Genomic DNA, 19,733 nt, shown 5'->3' on the forward strand with positions numbered 1-19,733 from the left:
ATCCTTTATCCTTGCACCGGATCCAGATCCTATGGAACAATCAGCATATTCCGGCTCCGACCTGCTCGCACTTATCCGTGCCAGTGACCCTCGTGCCCTCACCTGGATCTACAATCGTTATTATCAGGACCTGGTACGGGTAGCATTTCAGATTACCGGCGATGGTGATTTAGCCGAGGACGTTGTCCAGGAAAGCATCGTTTACTTTTGGGATCGCAGAGAGGCCATTGAAATCACCCAATCGTTGTTTGGGTATCTGAAAAGAATGTGCGTCAACCGGGCATTGCGCAGAGTGCAGCAAGAACAACGCCGGAGTGAGGTTCTCCAATTCCAGGATGCTGACCATTCTGAGTCCAGACCCCTGGAGTTTGAAGAACTCCAAACGTCCATCCATCAAGCCATCTCCACTTTGCCGGACCGTTGTGAAGAAGTGTTTCGTCTTTCCCGCGAGGATCAGCTGACCTATGCAGAGATTGCAGATCGCATGGGGATCTCCATCAAAACCGTTGAAAACCAAATGAGCAAGGCGCTGCGATTGCTGCGAGAAAAATTAAAAGATTTCCTCATATCCATTTTTTTGTAAAAAGGAATAGGGGTGCCGGCATTATCGGGGTATCCTGCCTATGAAAGCTATGAATCAGGACATATACAACTGGACGAAGAAATTCCATCAGGGCCAGTTATCGGAGTCAGAATGGAAGCAGTTGATGCAGGCAATGGAAGATGATCCGGCGCTGGCCGATGCATTTTATTCCGTCTTGACATTGCTGCAGGGAGAAGAAAAAATTCCTCCGGAAGTAGACGTCCGCAAAGCATTGGACAAACATTTAATCAGGGAGCAACCAGGTAAGCGACCAATACGGCACTTTATGTCACGGCATTGGTGGAAAATTGCAGCGATGATAATACCGATTTTACTCGTGCTTAAAGCTTTGTGGCCTACGTCCCCTGAAACACCGGCCCTGGTCAGCACGATCCGGGCAGATAGTGTACAGCTGGATGTGGTGCTTCCGGATGGCAGTCAGGTTGTGCTGGCGCCATTCAGTAACATAACCTGGCAAGAGAATTTTAAAGTCCGTGATGTGACCATTGCAGGGGAGGCATTTTTTACGGTTCAGCGGGATAGTCTGCATCCATTTACAGTGCAGGCGGGTACATCCAGCGTGCGGGTCCTGGGCACAGCATTTTCGGTCAGGGCCTTTGAGTCATCACCCATTCAGGTTGAGGTACTGCATGGCCGCGTAGCTGTAAGAAGAGAAACCACTGCGAATACCGTAATCCTGACCGCGATGGAATCGACAGTCTGGGATGAACAACAGGGAAGCTGGTCCACCAGTGAGATGACCGATGAAGGTGATTTGGCGTGGGCTACCCGGGTTTGGAAAATTGATCAGCAAAAACTCGAAGACATCATTCCAGGTTTGGAAAGGATGTATGGCATTGATCTGGAATTGGCCAATCCTGCTTTAAGGCATTGCCGTGTTTCCGCTACATTGGATCACAAGACACAAGAGGAGATGCTCGAGATTCTTAAGCTGATCCTGCAGGTGGACATCACCTACCAGTCAGGTAAAATCTATCTTGATGGGCCCGGCTGTTAAATGGATCATCGGATTGATTTTGACCGCCTCGGCATGCTTCGGTCAGGAACTGGTCATCGAAAGGACAACCATAGTCCGGGTTCAGGGATTAACCATTGAGGAGGCCATACGCCGGCTGGAAAGTTTATACGGCATGCAGTTCGCCTACAGCCCCGACCGGTTGCCGTTAGCGCGGACCGTTGATTGGCGTTTTCAGGAACAGCCTACGGAGACGGACTTGATTAACTTCTGGTCCCGGTACGGAATTCGTAGTCAGCGAATCGATAATTTATTTGTCCTGAGTGCAGATCCGGACTTTGTGGTAGAGCAGTCAATACCTGAATTATCTGTTAACACAACGGAAGCGATCTATCCGGTGCGGGAAGCCTACCAGGTATCATTATTGGATCAGCGGAAGATACCCGCATACCTTCCGTCGGTAGTACCGGAAGTCATCCATGCGCCCGGCTCGATGAAGTTGCCACCTCTTCAACCCGAAAAATATCAGATCACCTTTCTGCCAGGGATATCCAGCGGTGGAGTGATGCCCCAGCTGAAAGCTTACCATTTGTCTTTTAACATGCTGTGGGGACAGACCGGACTGGTGGAAGGGGTGGAAGTAGGTGGATTGATCAATGAGGTGACCTGGGATATGACCGGGTTGCAATTAGCCGGATTTATCAATCAGGTTGGCGAGTCCATGGAGGGATTTCAGATTTCCGGCGGTGTCAATGTGAACCATGGCAGGACCTGGGGTGCACAATTCGCTTCTTTGGCCAATATAACCGGGTCCATGGAAGGGTTACAAATTGCTGGGATGTTTAACGTGGCTCATGGTGATGTGGTGGGAGTGCAGTGTGCGGGTGGTGCCAACCTGGCTTACGGAGCAACCAATGACTTTCAGTTTGCCGGCATCTTTAATAAGGCTAAGGGTAGCTCACGGACACAGGTGAGCGGATTGTTTAACAGTGCGGGAAATGTAAAAGGATGGCAGTTGTCCGCATTGGGGAACCGGGCAGATACGGTTTATGGAAGCCAGGTAGGGCTTGTAAACATTGCGGATTCCCTGACTGGTGCTTCCATTGGCCTGTTGAATTTTGTCAAACACGGACACAACCGTATTTCACTGGCTGCCTCAGCTGCTTTCCCGGTGGAGATCACAGGAAGTCTGGGATCCAGGGCACTGCACAATTTACTGAACGTGGGCTGGCAAAAAACCGGAGATCATCCGTTCTGGGCTCTGGGTTATGGGCTGGGATCCTATTTAGCACTCAGAGATTGGGGAGGAATCAACCTGGAAGGTTTGGCCCAGTGGATCATCGCTGGTAACCAACTTGACAGAAATGGTGTCTTATACTCTGCCAAGCTTGATCTTGAAATTGCGGTGACCAGAAAGCTGGCCATTTTCGGGGGACCATCCTGGCAAATTTTCGGCCATCCGGACAGGGATGTCTTGCCGGATGGATCGGTCGAGTTCAGGCCCTGGACTGGTAGAACGAGGGAACTTGATCACAGCAATTGGCGGGTGTACCACTGGACCGGCTGGTCTGCCGGTATTCGGTACGGCTTGAAATAATTCATCTAAACCTTATTAAAATAACAGACTATGAAAACACATATTGGAGTTTTCTTTTTGACAAGTGTTGCTTTCACTTCGTGCTTTTTTGACTTTGGGAACCGTGATATCTTTGGTTGTATCACGGCGGAAGGGGATTACATCGAGCAGAGCTTTAACCTGGAAGACTTTGATCGCATCCAGTTGAGTATCGACGCCGAGGTAATCGTCGAACAGGGAGATCATCAAAGCGTTGTCGTTGAAGGTTATGAATCGGTGGTCGATAACCTGAACACCGATATTCGCAACAGGGAATGGAACATTCGCCTCGACCATTGTTCCCGCAACATTAAAGAAGTAGTTATTCGGATTACATTACCCAGACTGGAAGCGGTAAAAGTAAGTAGTTCAGGATCATTGGTATCCACGAATACCATCTCCGGAAGCGGGATTGATATTGACATCAGTGGTTCCGGGAAAGTGGATATGGCCATCAATGTATTAAGTCTGGATGGACAGATCTCCGGCAGCGGCTCCCTGATTCTGGAAGGAAATGGAGAAAATGTGGATTACCGGATTAGTGGAAGCGGTAAATACCAAGCATTCAATCTCGAATCAAAAAACACCTCCATGGACATCTCCGGATCGGGCGATGCAGAAGTTCGTGTCAGTGATCAGCTTGATGTACGCATCAGCGGATCGGGCGATGTCTTTTACAAAGGGAACCCGCTATTAGACGTGCGCACCAGTGGCTCCGGCCGGGTTATTAATGCCAATTGAATACATTCTTGTTCTCATCCTAATTTAAAGAGGTACACGCACAGTACCTCTTTTTTTATGCTTCATCCAGGATAATTATTGAAAACTGAAACCTTTGGGCAGTCTCAGACGTCCTATCCCTGTTCCGTAGCAGGAATTGCTGGCTTCAGCACTTAACACCTGGTATTGGTCGATAATAATGGACCCGGGTCGGAATTCGGAATAGTTTTGACCCATCATTCAACTGAACTAAACTGACTTAAATGAAATCATTTAACCTGACTTTCGTATTGCTAATGCTATCTACATTCCTCTTCGCTGGTAAGGAAGGAGCTATCAATGGTAAAATACTGGACCCGCAGGGAGCAGGTGTTCCCTTTGCCAATGTGCTCCTTTTAGCCGTACAGGATAGCCAACTGGTGAAAGGGGAAGTCTCCAATGAAGATGGTGGATTCAGCATCCCGGGCATTGATGCCGGAGAATATTTCCTGCAGGTAAGCTTTATTGGTTTTGATACCTACAACTCAACCCCATTCTCCGTGTCCGAAGGCCAGGAGATCAGCCTGCCGCCGGTTCAACTGTCTGAATCTGCCAATGAGTTGACCGAGGTGGTGGTCAAGGCAACCAAGCCATTGATTGAAGTGAAGCCGGATAAAATGGTGTTTAACATCGAAGGCAGTATTAATGCGCAGGGGAATGATGCCATGGAATTGTTGAGGAAATCTCCTGGCGTCGTAGTAGATAACAATGATAACATCCTTCTGCAGGGTAAATCGGGTGTAAAGGTTTACATCGATGGTAAACCCTCACCTTTGAGTTCCGATGACCTGGCAGCCATGCTGAAGACCATGCAGTCATCGGAAATTGAAGCCATCGAAATCATTACCAACCCGTCCTCCAAATACGAGGCGGAAGGAAATGCCGGGATCATCAACATAAAACTCAAGCGGGATAAGAATATGGGTGCCAATGCTACCGTAGACCTGGGGTACTCCATCGGACAATTTGCCAATTACAACGGTAAAATAAGTGCCAACCTGCGGCAGAAGGAATACAATCTCTACGGCAGTTACGGCTACAACGAAGGCCAGCATTACAATTATATGAACCTGTACCGTGAACAGGTTGGTGGTGTATTTGATCAGAAGTCCAGCCATCAGGGTTCAAGCAACAACAACAGCTTCCGCCTGGGTGGTGACTATTTCCTGAATAAGAAGAATACCCTGGGCTTTCTGGTGAATGGCAATGTTTCAAATTACAAATTCAATTCAGATTCCCGGATGGCTATCTCCAGAATAGGTAGTTCGACGATTGACAGCTTCTTATTGGCCACCAGCAACAACACAGGAAGCCGTTCAAATTATAATTTCAACGTGAATTACCGCTTTGACAGCGGATCTGGTACAGTCTTCAATGTGGATGCAGACTATGGACGTTATGATAACGATGGCACCGAACTGCAGCCCAACTATTATTATGCTGGGGATGAATCCGGTTCACTACTGAATCAGCGTACGTACCGGAATGTGACACCGACCATTATCGACATCTATACATTAAAGATGGATTATGAGAAAGCACTGTGGGGAGGGCAACTTGGAGCAGGAGTTAAATTTGCCCTGGTAGAAACCGACAACACCTTCAATGTCTTTAACGTATATGGGGGCGAAGAGGCTATAGATCCCAACCGCAGCAATTCCTTTTTCTATTCTGAGAATGTAAACGCTGGATATGCCAATTATTCAAGGCAATGGAAGAAGTGGAATGTTCAGGCTGGATTGCGTATAGAGCAAACCAATTCAGAAGGTGACCTCAAAGCTTTCCTTCCCGTAGATAATCAGAATGTAAAAAGGCACTACATGGACCTGTTTCCATCCGGTGGATTGACCTATCAGGTCAACGATATCAACAGCCTCCAGCTGACCTACAGTCGCAGGATCCAAAGGCCTAATTATCAGGACCTGAATCCTTTCCTGGGTTACCTGGATGAGTTGACCTATGAAAAAGGAAACCCTTTCCTGAATCCGCAGTATGCGCATAACATTCAGCTTACGCACACCTACAAATACCGCTTCAACACCTCGCTTTCATACAGCCATACGACGGATCTGATCACTCGCATTACGGATACCGCCGGGGTGGCTGCCAGCTTCATTACCTGGCTTAACCTGGCAGAGCAACATAATGTCAGCCTGACCTTCAGTGTTCCTTTCCAGATCACCAAGTGGTGGAGTTCGTTCAGCAACCTGAGCGGTTATTACACCCGGAATATCGCAGATTATGGCAATGGCAAGTCCGTAGACCTTGCTGCGACCACTTTCAATATGTATGCTCAGGAGACATTTACCTTGCCACACGACTTCCGGCTGGAGATCTCCGGCTGGTATAATTCCCCGTCCTTGTGGGGAGGAACTTTCCGCATGGGCGGTATGGGATCATTGGATATTGGCATTCAGAAGAAATTGCTGAATAACCGCGCTAACCTGAAGGTCAGTGTCAGCGACGTGCTCAAGACGAACAAATGGCATGGAGTAAGCCAGTTTGGTGCTTTGTATATGAACATCAATGGTGGCTGGGACAGCCGCCGGCTGAAGGTGAACTTTACCTACCAGTTGGGAAATAACCAGGTCAAATCAAGAAATCGCCGCACCGGCCTTGAAGACGAGCAGAACCGGATAGGGGGCGAAAATTAATTGTAATCTGTTCTTCATCTGCATAAGGCATCCTTTTAACCGGGGATGCCTTTTGTTTTAGGTGCTTTGTAAAGTCAACAATTTACTTTCCAGGAGATCGCGTTCGGTACTGGTCTTAACGAGCTCAATTGCTTTCCGGAGATGGGCAATGGCCAGGTCAGGAAGATCCGGCAGAAATAACGTGGATAGCAGGGAGTGATAATACGGGTTGTTTTCCAGCTTTAATTTTAAGGCTTCTTTTCTGGCTACCTCATTGCCTTTGACTTTGGACAGCGCATAGGTGCGGTTGAGTGCAGCTATTGGCGAATATTCCAGGACCAGCAAATGGTTGTAGAGGTCCAGGATATTAGCCCACTTTGCCGGAGTATCTTCTTTCTGTGTGTGCCAATAAGCTATACCTGCCTCAAGATGATAGCGGGATAGATGGTTTCCCTGGGCTGCCTGATGGAATAAATAAGTCCCCCGGATTATCATGGGTTGATCCCACAATGCCGGATCCTGGTCCTGGTAAAGAATGGGGTGACCGAATTGATCTCTTCGCGCCGGGAACCTGGAGGCATGAAAGCACATCAATGCCATCAGCGCATAGACTTCCGGAATTTGGGTGACCGGAGTCTGGAGTAGCAAATCTGTCAACCGGATTGCTTCTCCTGCCAGGTCTTCCCGGATAATCGAGTCATGGCTCTCTGAGTAATAGCCTTCATTGAACAACAGATAGAGCATGGTGAGGACCGTCGGCAGGTGGTCGTTTACCTGCCTGGCCGAGGGTGTTTCCAGCGAAACGCCTTCGAGACGAAGTTTCTGTTTTGCCCGGTAGAGTCTTTTGTGGATCGTTTCTTTACTGGTAAGCAGTGCATTGGCAAGCTCATCAATGCCAAATCCACACAGAACGCGAAGTGCCAGTCCTATTTGATCCCGGGGATGGATGGAAGAGCGGCAAATGGCAAAAAGCATGCTGAGCTGGCTATCGCGGATGTACCCTTCAGAAAGATCTATATAGTCGGTTTCGCTGGCATGCAGTGAAATGAAGTCTGCTTCCTTTGTCTTAAAATTCTGGTGTCGTCTGATCCAGTTCAGGGCATTGTTTTTCGCCACTGCATACAGCCAGGCCCGTGGATTTCCAGGGATTTGACCATAGGTCCAGGATTCGAGGGCTTTGGCAAAAGTAGCGCTGGCAATATCCTCTGCATCCTCTAAATGCTCAAATCCGACATATCTTGTCAGCACTGCTGTGATCTTTCCGAACTCAGTCCGGAAGAGATGTGGTATTAATGCTTCAGAATTCATAACGGTAACCGGTATCCGGTGGTCAGACCGGATACCGGTCGTGCATAACTCATCTGTGTGTCGCAATCTTTCTGACCTCTACGGTATTGCCATCACCCTGCAGGACAGGACAACCTTTGGCAAATGCAACGGCTTCATCAATGGATTCTGCCCGGACAATGATCAGGCCACCGATGGTTTCTTTAATGTCACCAAATGGGCCATTGGTCACCACATCATTGAAGTGGACTACCCTGGCGTCATCAAAAATCAGTCCCTGGCTACCGACAAATTTATTCTGGGCGGCAATACCTCCGATCCAATCCATGGTTTGTTTCATCCAGATTTGCATTTGTTCGGGTGAGGCGATCCTGGACCCGTCCTCATGGCGCATAATCAACGAATATTCATTCATACTGTTCGTTTTGTGTCTGTCAGTAAATGCAGACGATGATCTAATTTATTTCATCCTGATGACAATCGGGCAGTTCGGATTTGGACAAATCCTGTGAAAAAAATTTAATTATCGCCAGGTACGCGCTTTCATTTCCAGATACCGGTTGATCAGGTTGATGGTCAGCTCTTCCGGTTTGGTGTAAAGTGACTGAATGCCATGTAGACCCATCTGGTAGATCATCTGTTTTTTTTCAGCGAGGATCTTCTCAGCCAGGGTGTGGTGATAGATCATACGAAGGTCTTTGGGCACGTCCTGTATATAACGTTCAAGTTCTGTGTTCTCAAAAAAAACGGGAACAAGCAAATGTCGCTTGTTGATAAGTCGGAGGATGGGTAAAACCCTTTCAAATGCAGGCAAGCTTTCAAAATTCACGAATAAAAAAAGGAGGGAGCGCACTTTCAGCGATCGGCGAATGGTGGAATAAAGCATTTCATAATCCGACTCACCCGACGATGGCTGCAGGTCGAAAAGTTGTTCCAGTAGGAGATGCTTTTGCCGGGAAGAAGCATTTGCCTGTAGAAAAACATCGGTTTTTTCGGCGAAAGATAACAACCCGATCTGGTCATACTTTGCAAGAGCTGTATTCGCCAATACCAGACCGGCATTGATCGAATGATCGAGGAGGGTAAGTCCATCGAATGGTAATTGCATGGAGCGGCTACGGTCAAGCAGGAGGTAGATTGGTTGGGCCCTTTCATCTTCATAATGATTGACCTGTAGGTCCTGACCCCGGCTGCTGGCTTTCCAGTTGATGCGCTGGAAGTCATCACCGGTCACATAATGCCGGATGTGGTCGAACTCCTGGCTTTGTCCAATCCGGCGAACCTGCTTGATGCCGTAATGCGCAGCCAGGGGAGTAGCCAGTATGGCTTGCATCTCCCTGACCAATTTTACGGAAGGGTAGACAGGGATACGAGAGGATTGTCCGGTAACCATCCGGCGCGATATCAGGCCCAGAGGTGATTCTAAAAGTAGTATCGTTTGACCAAACTCATAAGTTCCACGATCCTTCGGGATTAAATGATAGGTCCAGTTACAGTTTCCATTGGGTTCCAGAGAAGTAGAATAATGTAGATCCCGAATCTGGAATTCAAACGGAACCTCATCCAAAATCTGGATTTTTAGAAGGAGGTCGGTATGGTTTTGTACGGTGATAGTAACGGATTCGCTGTACCCTAATGACAACAGTTCACTCATAGACCGCGTACTGCTCACCGGTTCGCTGGTTCGGAATAACCAATAAAGATCCAGTAGGGTAAGGATGCCTATTACTGACAGGAGGTAAGGACCCAAAGCAAACAAGGGTGTGATAAAATAAGAGAGGATGAAATAAATGACCAGGCTTCCCCATATCAGGAAAAACTGCGGAGTCAAATAAGCATTTCGTCCTATGTAAGCAAAGCTATTCATCGTTAACGCGGTACCGGTATCGTTTCGATAAGCTGACGGATAATATCGTTCGGTTTGATGCCTTGAATTTCTTTATCTGCCGAAAGAATGATGCGATGGTTCAGTACAGGATATGCCAGTTCCTTGATGTCTTCCGGAAGTACATACCGGCGGCCATGCAATGCAGCTTTCGCTTTCGCAGAATGCATGATGGCAAGGGATGCGCGGGGTGAGGCACCGAGGAAGAGGTCCGCAGTGGCCCGGGTGCGATGGATAATTTCTGCAATGTAATCCAGCAGATCGTCCTTGATATGAATACCGGCCACGATGGATTGGGCCCGTTTCAGGTTTTCACCATCAAAAACGGGTTCTATCCTTTCAAGCAACAAGGTGTTTCCGGGATTATTAAACCGGCGAAGTATTGCTTTTTCTTCCTCCAGTGATGGATAATCCATTTCAATGCGAAAATGAAAGCGATCCAGCTGAGCCTCGGGTAACTTGTACGTGCCTTCTTGTTCGATGGGGTTCTGGGTAGCCAGAACCAGGTATGGGAATTGCATGGGATAGCTGGTACCATCTACTGTCACCTGCCGCTCCTGCATAACTTCAAACAAGGCTGCCTGTGTCTTTGCCGGGGCGCGATTCACTTCATCGATCAGTACCAGGTTGGAAAATAGTGGTCCGGGCTTAAATTCAAATTCGACGTTCCTGGTATTGAAGACCATCGTACCGATGATATCTGCAGGCATCAGATCAGGAGTGAACTGGATACGCTTAAACGGCGCCTTTATGGCTTTGGCAAACAATCTGGCCGTGAGGGTTTTGCCTATTCCTGGAACGCCTTCCAGCAGGATATGGCCATTGACAAGGAGTGCGATCATCAATAAGTCGATCATGTCTTCCTGGCCAACGATGATGGAGTGAATTTCTTCTTTTAATCGACGATGTTGTTCCTGCAGCCATAACAGGTCTGCGTCCGGGGCATACAAATAGTCTGTATTTTCTTCAGTCATGACAGATCAAGCTTTAAATTTTGAATTTGCAGATGTAACTTTTGTTTCATTATGGTTGATTTGGGCCAGAATTCGTTGCAGTTTTTCTTCGTAAGCAATTACCTCCCGGGAAGGGATGGCCGGACGGCGGACCAGTGAAGTATATTTTTCCTTTATTGCTTCGATCTCCGAAATTGGAATGCCGGATTTAGAGGCCACTTCTTTGGTGAAACCGGATGATTGGGTCGAAATCTGAATATTCAGCATGTTTCGCAAGCCTTGCCAGAACAGTTCTGAACGCATTTTCAGCCAGGGCAAATGATCTCCGGTGGAAAAATACAAGTCACCCAGCGTCTCGGCATAATGGATGGAGGTGTTTTCGATTTGTTTGAGAACAGGTATCGCACGTTGCCGGCGTCGGATCTGGGAAAGTACATACAATAAGGCTCCTGCCAGGATCAGATACCAGGCCCATCGCAAAGCAGGGTGTTTCAGGATGTAATCCAGGTAAGAACTGGGCCTCGGAGGAGGGTTTGTAAATGGTAATTTACTATGCTCGTCCCAGAACACAGGGCCCTGTGGCATGGCCGAGGCCAGATACTCGAGATGGCGCTTGCCTGCTTCTTCCCGCATAAAATAATTGGTGAAACACAAAGGGGCTGCATGCAGGATAAACCGGCCTTCGCCCATTGGTATGGCTATGCAAAGCGCTTCAGGATCATCCGCTACCAGGATTTCCCGGATGAGCGTGTCCGGGAAGATCTGTTGCGAGTCAGCCAGATAAAATACGGGGCGTACCAGCTCCGTTGTGTCAATGTTTTTTGTTACAAAGGAAAGTGTGTCCCATAACTGTATTGAATCCATCGATGGGATACTCAGAAACCAGGATGTATCCTGGCCAAATGAAAAATCGGACTCCACGATCCATTCTTGCTCTTCATCCAGGATCAGGTTGGACAATTCAAACCAATTCTCAAACGACATGAATGCGGTGCCACCACGGTCTACAAATTGTGCTAGCTCTCTGAAATCGTTTGGTTGGTAATAAGCTTTCTGACCAATACAGACATAGGTAGCGTTTCCGGGATCCGATATCGTATCCAGTGTGCTTTCCAGGTCATGATAAATGGTTATTACGGAATCACCACCCAGCATCCGGCCCAACAATTCATGCGTTAACCAAAGATCATAAGGGTTTTTCTGGTGGATGGAATAGCTTCTGCCCCAGTGCACAACTTGTACGGGCCTGAACAAAATATACCAGGCTATTAAAGCCAGTATTATGATGCCGGTCAATGCTATGGCAACTCTGGATTTACGCATGCGTTGCCAGAGATTGAATTATTTGCAAGAAGGCATCGCTTTTGTTGATCTCGGCTTGCAGAATGGACTCGGATGCACGATATCCTCCGTACCATATCAGTTCATAAAATTGGGCAATAGGAATAAAATGCGACTGCAGGGGAGGATGGGGTTGCAATTCGCTGCGATACGCAGCATTGGTTTTACCTTTGCGCCAATCGACCAGATTGTTTTTGTGCAATAACCATAAAGCATATAAAAACTGATACCGGATGACCTGGATCAGATCCTGTTGCTTTCTGGCCTCGGCAATCCGGTCCAAAAACCATGGTTCCGTAAATGCTGTAAGGGTTGTTTCCGGCAATACAGATTCATCGGGTCTCACAGGGGATTGGATAATCCTCCGGATCCGGATGTTTCGGAATAATAGAAAAAGGAATATTGCTCCCACGGCAATCAATAATATACGGATGATTTTATTGACCCAATTTGGTATTATTCCGTGCTTTTCCGGTTGTCGTTTGGTGACGGTTTCAGTTTCTGTTGCTGTTTTCTGAGTTCCTTGCCCTCCGCGAACATTTCGGTTTTTCTCCCACCTTGATGCCGGATCTTCATAAGATGGAAGCTGTCGGATTTTCGCTTTCCATTCCGTCGTATCGAGTGAGACAGGGTTCTGCCCCGATACGATGGTGCTTGCCACGCTTAACAAGACCCAGGTAATCGCCATCAGTCGCCTAGTCATTCACAAAAAATTTGTTGACATCTTCTTTGATCCCGGTGGCTTCATTCAATTCACGAAACGACCAGTACATCATCCGGCAAACCTGATAATGGATGGCAAGGAATACACTGGAGAGGAAGGAGATGTACACAGCCAATAGTCCTTTGCTGAATGCTTCGTTCATCCCAATGTTCCAGGAGATCATCATCTGTATTCCTTTCGCAATGGTGAAATAGCTCAGGTACAATACCATTAACTCCATCAATAATAATGGGGCCAGGACCGTCATGAATCGGTTTAAATTGCCATGCAGTAAATTTTTAGTTCGGATCATAGTCTGCATCCATGTTCCTGGTTCTTCGGACCAAACAACCAGCATAAAATAATAATATCCCGCCATCAGAAAGAGCATCAGCAATCCCAACCACCTTGCTGTAAATGAAAATCCGATCCAGAATAATATATATAATCCAGTGGCCAGCCATAACACACCATTCCGGTGATGTGTGGATTTAAAGGAGGGTAGGAGGGGAATGGTCAGGTTTAACCACCAAAGAATGCCACACGTGATACTAACGTACCATCCACTTTGTATATCAGGAGCTGCAATTACACCCAGCAGTTCGAACAGTGGCTCTTCATACGTGCTCACGAGATTGAGATGATGCATGACACCAATTGCCAGGCCTACCGTTATCCAGGCCGGCCATTGGGATCTGAGGTATTGGCCTATTGTTTGCCGGGTAGCAAGGAGCGCGTCACCGATAAGCCGGTCCGTAGATTTTATCTGATGTAATTCGATGGCTGGATTATATAAGGGAGTGATTTCCGCACTAAGGGTTGCGAGCTGTCCTTTATGTTTTAATTGCATAGGATACCAGACGAAATACCAGAGTACAAAGGCCAGACACAACCCGATAAAAATTAACCTTATCAGGTCTGGAGTATCCGTGTACCGTGTAAAAAAGCCTTCAATAAATGCAGCCATCGTAATCAGAGGGAGGATACCCATAAGAACCTGAAGTCCTCTGACTCCACCCAGTTTAAAGGACTGAAAACGTGTATACGTACTCGGAAACAGAAGATGTTTGCCCATAATCAACCCGGCCCCGCCAGCTATAATGATGCAGGAGATCTCAATGGTACCATGCATCCAAATCGTTAATGCCGATTCACGGAAAAGGCTATGCTCAATAAAGAAGTACTGGAAGCTGCCTACCATGACGCCATTATAAAAGAGGATGACCAGGCTTCCGAATGCAAAAAATAGTCCCATCAAAAATGTCCGGATCGATACCAGAATGTTGTTTAAGGTAATCCCCAGGAACATGTCTGTCTCATTCATCGATTTGTAGACGGCCATTGGGTCACCCTTTGCGATGTTTTCTTCGGTCATCTGGACGTATTCTGACCCTAATATGGTCTGCACGAAAGCAGGGTCCTGGTACGCTGAAAATACCCCGACGATAAATGCAAAGGTGAAAACGATCAAAGACAACCTTAGCTCTCTTCGATATTCATAAGCAAGAGAAGGCAATTGGAGCGTCCAGAAATGGATCAGATCCTGTAGTGAAAATCGCCTGGTACGTGATAATTGGTAAAATAAGCGTTGAGCAATGCTATTCAGGTAATACCGGACGGAACGGTTAGGATAAAAAGTGCGGGCATAAGACAGATCATCGGTAATTTCTACGAACGCCTGATGAAGGGACTCCGGATCCTGGACCTCACGGCTTATCAGCGCCTCATAGGTTTTCCATTTTTGTTTATTTTGCTCAATGAAGGAGGACTCCCGCATACATGGGCTTCTTTCGCATCAGGGAAGATATGCAAAAAATTGATATTACGACCACGCAAAACGTGATCATCCAATACGATCAGGCTTCTACTGGTGAGCGTGTCTATGCATTCATTATTGACCTGATCATCAGCATCTCATTGTTCCTGCTCATGGTTTTCTTTTTCAACGTTTTCCGATTTGGTGATGAGGCAGGTACTATCGTGGGAATTGTGCTGGGGCTTCTGTATCCGCTGATTGCCGAATGGACCAATTCCGGACAGACCTACGGAAAGCGATGGATAAAGATCAAGATCGTAAAGCTTGATGGGAAGGATGCGCGGGGCCTGGACTATCTTATTCGCTGGTTCTTCGGGTTTATTGAGCTGTATTTTACGCTAGGGATCCTGGCCTACATCGTGGCAAAGATTACCCTTCCGCACCAGCGCATCGGAGACCTGGTCGCCGGAACCACCTGCATCACCATTCAGCCGGATTATAACATTTCCCTGAAACAAATTCTGGATATGCGTACGATGGAGAATTACACGCCCGTGTACCAGCAGGTATCCGTATTCAGCGAAGAGCAGATGCTGGTACTCAAGCAAGTACTGGACCGCTGGCAAAAATATCCTAATGCGGCCTATCAATCGCTGATCGACACCCTGTATAGTGCTGTTCACCGGCATATGGAAATGACCGAAATGCCCGCCACCATTCCTCAAAAGGTGGAATTACTACGTCAGGTTTTATCCGATTACATCGTTGTTACCCGGTCGTGACAGATGGTCGAAAACAATCGGAAAAAATTTAAGCCGAAACCCGGCTAAAGAAGGGTTGCAGGATCAGGGAGAACCCAATGACAAGCAGACATCCAATAGGGTTCAACCAAAGGAACGAGATGTCCGACTTGAAAAATAAGATCAGGATGGTTATTTCGGATAAAATGGCGCCTACGAACACGGGCCATGCAGTAATGCGTTTCACATAAAAAGCTGCCATGAAGATACCCAGGATCGTACCATAAAAAAGTGATCCGACAATGTTGACAAACTGGATCAGATTTTCCGCCAGTGAGGCGAAAAAAGCAAAACCTACCGCCACCATTCCCCAGAAGAAGGTAAATGCTTTGGACATGTACAGGTAGTGTTTATCCGATGCTTGTGGCCGGATCAGCCTTTTATACATGTCCACCGTAGTTGTTGATGATAGCGAATTTAACTCGGCGGAGGATGAGGACATGGCGGCTGAAAAGATGACGGCTAATAATAAGCCCACCAATCCTTTGGGCAGATGATGCAGGAAAAAATGCAGGAAGACGTAGTCCCGGTCATTGGTTTCAATGGAAGAATCCACGGCTTTGATCAGGCTTTTTGTCTGCTCTCTGAGATCATTTTCCTGAGCATAAAATGATTGCAGTTGCTTGCTGGATGAAGCTTTTAATCCGGCATCATTTTGTTCCAGCGCTTCTTTGAAAATTGATTGTACCTGAGTTCGGTCGGATACCAGTGCATCGTATTCGGCTTCTATTTGCCGGAGCTGGCCCGCCATATCGGTTTCGTATACATGATCCACAACATTTTCATTGAAGAAGATGGGCGCCCGGTGAAACTGGTAAAAAATGAAAACCATAATCCCTACCAGAAGGATGAAAAACTGCATGGGTATTTTCAGCAATCCATTGAAAAGCAATCCCATACGGCTTTCAGTAATACTGCTTCCAGTGAGGTAGCGCTGGACCTGGCTCTGGTCCGTGCCGAAATAAGCCAGGAACAAGAAAACACTGCCCAGTATCCCGGAAAATAACGTGTACCGGTTATTCAGATCAAAGGAGGTGTCAATGATATTCATTTTGTTGTTAGCCCCGGCCAGATGCAAGGCCTCGGTCAACGACCATCCTTCCGGGATGTAATTAAACAGTACCATAAAGACCACGAACATGCCGCCCATGATCACTACCATCTGCAATTTCTGCGTTTGGTTGACGGCTTTTGAACCACCGGAGACGGTATAGAGGATGACCAGTGATCCGATGATCATGGTGGTCCAGCGCAAACTCCATCCCATGATGGTGGTCAGGATAATCGCCGGGGCATAGATGGTGATGCCGGCGCCCAAACCACGTTGGATCAGGAATAAAAAGGCTGCTATGAGACGGGTTTTGATGTCAAACCGGGTCTCGAGGTATTCATAGGCCGTGTAGACCTTAAGACGGTAATAGATCGGTATGAATGTGATGCATAAGATGACCATAGCAATGGGCATCCCAAAATAAAACTGAACAAACTGCATACCGTCCGCATATGCTTGTCCGGGAGTGCTCAGAAAGGTAATGGCGCTGGCCTGGGTAGCCATAACAGAAAGACCGACCATCCACCATTTTGCCTGCTTGTCTCCTAACAGATATGAATCGATATTTTGCTGGCCACGCGATTTCCACACGCCATAGATAACTATGAAAAGCAGGGTGCCTATTAATACGATCCAATCTAACTGCTGAAGCTGCGCCATTATGGTTTCAAGTTCCGGATGCTCTCTGCCCGTGGATTTGGTTAAAGATAGAAGAAAATAGCTGAGCTGAAAGGCCAGGTCATGGCATTAAGAAAATTTTAAGGGATGGCATGGATTGGCCTTTTGGATATAATGAAGGCCCGTTCTCTAAAATCCATACGCTTTGCGTGCACTGGCGATTTGGGCTTCTTCCTGCGTGGCAGGGAATAGGGTGTAACGAGGTGCAATAATGGGTCTGGCCCTGCTTATGGTAATGAGAAAAATCGTAGTGAAAGGGAAAATTCCACCGGTCATCGCGGTCAATCGCTGTTCTTTTTCCGGATAATCCGGTGAAGTGGGGTCAATTACCTGCGCTGTGCCATACAACTGATACCCTTTTTGAACGAGGATGTCAATGAAACTGACACACACTTTGTTGTTTAACCGGATATTCCTCGCCGACTGCGGCGAGGCGATATTGGCTATGATGATCTTATCCTCACCGTAATGGGTGAATATTTCTTTGGGAGAAACAGTGGGTTGCAGGTCCGGGCTGGTCGTCGCCAGCCAACAGAGGACACTCTGATCGATGTATTTCAGGATTTCCGGCGTAAGGTTGTGCATTGGAATTTCTGTTTATTGGTTCAATATTTAGGTAGGTGGCTATAGTCTCCAATTATGACATCATTTCAATTTCTTAGCAGAATAGCTTAGCTTTATCGAATGAGTTCAATGGAAGATAAAACCCTCAATGAAAAGCCGCCGCTCACCAAATCCTGGTCCAGCTGGTACATGATTGTGTTGTCCTTTTTCGTATTCCTGGTGGTGATTTTTTTCATGCTGACCAAATGGTTTGCAGCATAAGCCAATTGCAGTTACCCTCCCGAATAGCTGCATGGACTACTGTTGAAGTTGTTTGCGGAGCCAGATCATGAGGATAATCCCTATTGCAGCAAAACTCAATCCGCTCGCTATCCCAAAACGCCATGGTTCCAATTTACCCGCCCAACCGGTCTGATCGATTGCTCCGATGATCTGATATATGCCTAGAAATGTCGTCACCAGGGTGATCATCACGAAGAGCAGGTTATGAATTTGGCTATTGCGGTATTTCGGAGGGATTATGCGGGCATTGCTGATCACAAAAAATAAAAATATCGTTACAACCGGCAGTAGAATGCCATTCAATGCCTGAGCCAGGATAATTACCGGAATGGGTTTTACATCCAGCAGGCCAAAAAGCAGTCCTACTCCCAGCACCAACATCCAGCTCAGCTTAAAAAATAATCCTTCCGGTTGCCAGGCAGGACGATCCGGGAATAGAGTGCGTCCGGCGATAGCGGTAGCCAGGGGTGCCGTTATGGCCGAGCTGATTCCTGCGCCCGCCAGCCCAATACCAAACAAATAGCGGACCCATCCGCTGCCGGTACCTGCCAGCTGGTCGGCCAGAGCGGCAAAACTGAACGATCCGTCGATGGCGGTTCCCACCACCAGCACGGCAATGGAAATGATACCACCGAGCGTGACCGCAATTCCAAGCCCCCACCGCATCTCGTTAAGGGTTTGTCCGGTTCCGAGGCGACTTCCCAGAAACAAGTTGTAAGGGACAATGGTAGTTCCGATCAGGGCGACCACCAATAAGGCACTGCCTGCCGGTAATTGAGGAATCAGGGCACCGCTTCCAATTGCACTCCAGGATAGGTCTACCTGGGATGATGCCAGCAGGAATGAAAAACCCATCAGGGCAACCATGGTGCCCAGGATCCGGGTGATTTGCTTCAGGTTCCCCTGCCAGAGCAGGATGAATGCGATCATAACGATCAGGATCACCCAGACCGGCCGCGACACCCGGGACATCAGGTCAAGTCCGGCCACAGCTCCCAGGATGTTGCCAGCTTCATAGGCAGCACACCCGGTCATGAGGCAAATGAAGAGGAATACGGGTAGCCAGCTCCTTCTTTGATATTGTTCAGCGATCAGGGTGCCCAGCGGTCTTCCGGTGGCCATAAAGATGCGGGCCACCCCTTCTTGGAGGAGGATGGTGGCAATCGTGGAAAACACCAGAGCCCAGATGAGACTGGCTCCGTAAGTGGCTCCGGCTTTTCCTGCGGTAGTCACGGTCCCCGGGCCGATAAAAGCTGCTGCTATGACCGACCAGAGGATGATGTTGGCAAAACGATGGCCCCAGTTCAATGGCTTTTTCACGAAGAGGATTTTTGCTGTAATATACGCCAGCCCAGCTGGAGCTGTCCGGCATGATAGATGTCGTGGGTATATACCCCTTCCATCAGTTCGGCAAACGAATAGTTTTTGCCAGGGACTTTTTCGCCAAGTTTATTCAGCGGAAATTCATGGATCGCCTGGATGAGCTCTCTCTGATTCTGATCCATTTGTTCCACCAGGCCGTGAACAAGGTCTTCCGACCATTCCCGTGGAGATGGCCAATCCTGTGGACTGTTTACGTCAAGCCGGTAGTCATCCTGTCCCTTCAGGTGAGCCAGGGTATATTCGCGCCATGCCAGCATATGCTGGATAATCTGTCCCAGTTGTTTTTCGGTGTGAGGTAAAAATTGGGTCAGATCTTCCGCTGTCAGCCGGGTTATGATGTCTCTGATGGCTGTCCCATACCATGGGTTTCCCTCATATGTTTCGAGATACCGGTGGATGAGATAGGATTTTAATTCCATGTATTGCAGATTAGGACCATGTATGGCAAGAAAGATAATGGATTTCGATAGCAAGGGATGATCAA

17 protein-coding genes are annotated in these 19,733 nt (G+C 47.7%); 6 read left to right on the forward strand and 11 right to left on the reverse strand.

Annotated elements, in window-relative coordinates; all coding sequences use genetic code 11:
- Positions 1–31: 31 nt before the first annotated feature.
- The 5 genes from H6570_04645 to H6570_04665 all read left to right on the forward strand — a co-directional run bounded on the left by H6570_04645 (position 32) and on the right by H6570_04665 (position 6,587).
- Positions 32–583, forward strand: a complete 552-nt coding sequence (locus tag H6570_04645) for an RNA polymerase sigma-70 factor (protein MCB9318549.1) — start codon at positions 32–34, stop codon at positions 581–583.
- A gap of 49 nt (positions 584–632) precedes the next feature.
- Positions 633–1,601: a FecR domain-containing protein gene (locus H6570_04650; GenBank protein ID MCB9318550.1), complete on the forward strand. Its 969-nt coding sequence runs from the start codon at positions 633–635 to the stop codon at positions 1,599–1,601.
- Positions 1,585–3,156 carry a hypothetical protein gene (locus H6570_04655; GenBank protein MCB9318551.1) on the forward strand — a complete coding sequence of 524 codons (1,572 nt, stop codon included), beginning with the start codon at positions 1,585–1,587 and terminating at the stop codon, positions 3,154–3,156. The genes H6570_04650 and H6570_04655 overlap by 17 nt, the downstream gene beginning before the upstream one ends.
- Positions 3,157–3,186: 30 nt before the next feature.
- A complete protein-coding gene (locus H6570_04660; GenBank protein MCB9318552.1) occupies positions 3,187–3,915 on the forward strand; it encodes a DUF2807 domain-containing protein in 729 nt (242 codons plus the stop codon).
- Between the two features lie 242 nt (positions 3,916–4,157).
- A complete protein-coding gene (locus H6570_04665) occupies positions 4,158–6,587 on the forward strand; it encodes a TonB-dependent receptor (GenBank protein ID MCB9318553.1) in 2,430 nt (809 codons plus the stop codon).
- A gap of 57 nt (positions 6,588–6,644) precedes the next feature.
- Here the strand turns inward: H6570_04665 and H6570_04670 are convergent, their stop codons facing one another.
- The 7 genes from H6570_04670 to H6570_04700 form a co-directional block, all read right to left on the reverse strand.
- Positions 6,645–7,874: a sigma-70 family RNA polymerase sigma factor gene (locus H6570_04670; protein ID MCB9318554.1), complete on the reverse strand. Its 1,230-nt coding sequence runs from the start codon at positions 7,872–7,874 to the stop codon at positions 6,645–6,647.
- Between the two features lie 49 nt (positions 7,875–7,923).
- A complete protein-coding gene (locus H6570_04675; protein MCB9318555.1) occupies positions 7,924–8,268 on the reverse strand; it encodes a transcription initiation protein in 345 nt (114 codons plus the stop codon).
- Between the two features lie 108 nt (positions 8,269–8,376).
- On the reverse strand, positions 8,377–9,720 hold the full coding sequence (locus H6570_04680) for a DUF58 domain-containing protein (GenBank protein MCB9318556.1): 1,344 nt from the start codon (positions 9,718–9,720) through the stop codon (positions 8,377–8,379).
- 2 nt (positions 9,721–9,722) lie between these two features.
- Positions 9,723–10,712, reverse strand: a complete 990-nt coding sequence (locus tag H6570_04685) for a MoxR family ATPase (GenBank protein ID MCB9318557.1) — start codon at positions 10,710–10,712, stop codon at positions 9,723–9,725.
- Between the two features lie 6 nt (positions 10,713–10,718).
- A complete protein-coding gene (locus H6570_04690) occupies positions 10,719–12,014 on the reverse strand; it encodes a hypothetical protein (GenBank protein ID MCB9318558.1) in 1,296 nt (431 codons plus the stop codon).
- The gene (locus H6570_04695) at positions 12,007–12,735 is read right to left on the reverse strand and encodes a hypothetical protein (protein ID MCB9318559.1); all 729 of its coding nucleotides are present in this window, start codon (positions 12,733–12,735) and stop codon (positions 12,007–12,009) included. Before H6570_04695 ends, H6570_04690 begins: the two co-directional genes overlap by 8 nt.
- Complete coding sequence (locus tag H6570_04700; protein MCB9318560.1) at positions 12,728–14,512, reverse strand: stage II sporulation protein M; 1,785 nt, start codon at positions 14,510–14,512, stop codon at positions 12,728–12,730. Before H6570_04700 ends, H6570_04695 begins: the two co-directional genes overlap by 8 nt.
- A gap of 29 nt (positions 14,513–14,541) precedes the next feature.
- On the opposite strand from H6570_04700, the gene H6570_04705 reads away from it, so the two are divergent.
- Positions 14,542–15,273 carry an RDD family protein gene (locus H6570_04705; protein MCB9318561.1) on the forward strand — a complete coding sequence of 244 codons (732 nt, stop codon included), beginning with the start codon at positions 14,542–14,544 and terminating at the stop codon, positions 15,271–15,273.
- 28 nt (positions 15,274–15,301) lie between these two features.
- Here H6570_04705 and H6570_04710 read toward each other — a convergent pair whose 3' ends face one another.
- The 4 genes from H6570_04710 to H6570_04725 form a co-directional block, all read right to left on the reverse strand.
- Complete coding sequence (locus H6570_04710; protein MCB9318562.1) at positions 15,302–17,002, reverse strand: sodium:solute symporter; 1,701 nt, start codon at positions 17,000–17,002, stop codon at positions 15,302–15,304.
- Positions 17,003–17,149: 147 nt separating this feature from the next.
- Positions 17,150–17,605: a pyridoxamine 5'-phosphate oxidase family protein gene (locus H6570_04715; protein ID MCB9318563.1), complete on the reverse strand. Its 456-nt coding sequence runs from the start codon at positions 17,603–17,605 to the stop codon at positions 17,150–17,152.
- A 276-nt stretch (positions 17,606–17,881) separates the two neighbouring features.
- Positions 17,882–19,186 (reverse strand): Nramp family divalent metal transporter, encoded by a 1,305-nt coding sequence (locus H6570_04720; protein ID MCB9318564.1) that lies wholly within the window; start codon positions 19,184–19,186, stop codon positions 17,882–17,884.
- Complete coding sequence (locus H6570_04725) at positions 19,183–19,668, reverse strand: DinB family protein (GenBank protein MCB9318565.1); 486 nt, start codon at positions 19,666–19,668, stop codon at positions 19,183–19,185. Before H6570_04725 ends, H6570_04720 begins: the two co-directional genes overlap by 4 nt.
- Positions 19,669–19,733: the final 65 nt, after the last annotated feature.

It is taken from the genome of Lewinellaceae bacterium, assembly GCA_020636135.1.
In the GTDB taxonomy this organism is placed as follows: domain Bacteria; phylum Bacteroidota; class Bacteroidia; order Chitinophagales; family Saprospiraceae; genus JAGQXC01.

What these genes read in the sequence shown, in the direction of transcription:
- H6570_04685 (MCB9318557.1), bottom strand. Translation starts at nt 10,712, where the DNA reads ATGACTGAAGAAAATACAGACTATTTGTATGCCCCGGACGCAGACCTG.
- H6570_04695 (MCB9318559.1), bottom strand. Translation starts at nt 12,735, where the DNA reads ATGACTAGGCGACTGATGGCGATTACCTGGGTCTTGTTAAGCGTGGCA.
- H6570_04680 (MCB9318556.1), bottom strand. Translation starts at nt 9,720, where the DNA reads ATGAATAGCTTTGCTTACATAGGACGAAATGCTTATTTGACTCCGCAG.
- H6570_04690 (MCB9318558.1), bottom strand. Translation starts at nt 12,014, where the DNA reads ATGCGTAAATCCAGAGTTGCCATAGCATTGACCGGCATCATAATACTG.
- H6570_04675 (MCB9318555.1), bottom strand. Translation starts at nt 8,268, where the DNA reads ATGAATGAATATTCGTTGATTATGCGCCATGAGGACGGGTCCAGGATC.
- H6570_04710 (MCB9318562.1), bottom strand. Translation starts at nt 17,002, where the DNA reads ATGGCGCAGCTTCAGCAGTTAGATTGGATCGTATTAATAGGCACCCTG.
- H6570_04650 (MCB9318550.1), top strand. Translation starts at nt 633, where the DNA reads ATGAATCAGGACATATACAACTGGACGAAGAAATTCCATCAGGGCCAG.
- H6570_04700 (MCB9318560.1), bottom strand. Translation starts at nt 14,512, where the DNA reads ATGCGGGAGTCCTCCTTCATTGAGCAAAATAAACAAAAATGGAAAACC.
- H6570_04660 (MCB9318552.1), top strand. Translation starts at nt 3,187, where the DNA reads ATGAAAACACATATTGGAGTTTTCTTTTTGACAAGTGTTGCTTTCACT.
- H6570_04705 (MCB9318561.1), top strand. Translation starts at nt 14,542, where the DNA reads ATGCAAAAAATTGATATTACGACCACGCAAAACGTGATCATCCAATAC.
- H6570_04655 (MCB9318551.1), top strand. Translation starts at nt 1,585, where the DNA reads ATGGGCCCGGCTGTTAAATGGATCATCGGATTGATTTTGACCGCCTCG.
- H6570_04665 (MCB9318553.1), top strand. Translation starts at nt 4,158, where the DNA reads ATGAAATCATTTAACCTGACTTTCGTATTGCTAATGCTATCTACATTC.
- H6570_04715 (MCB9318563.1), bottom strand. Translation starts at nt 17,605, where the DNA reads ATGCACAACCTTACGCCGGAAATCCTGAAATACATCGATCAGAGTGTC.
- H6570_04670 (MCB9318554.1), bottom strand. Translation starts at nt 7,874, where the DNA reads ATGAATTCTGAAGCATTAATACCACATCTCTTCCGGACTGAGTTCGGA.
- H6570_04645 (MCB9318549.1), top strand. Translation starts at nt 32, where the DNA reads ATGGAACAATCAGCATATTCCGGCTCCGACCTGCTCGCACTTATCCGT.
- H6570_04725 (MCB9318565.1), bottom strand. Translation starts at nt 19,668, where the DNA reads ATGGAATTAAAATCCTATCTCATCCACCGGTATCTCGAAACATATGAG.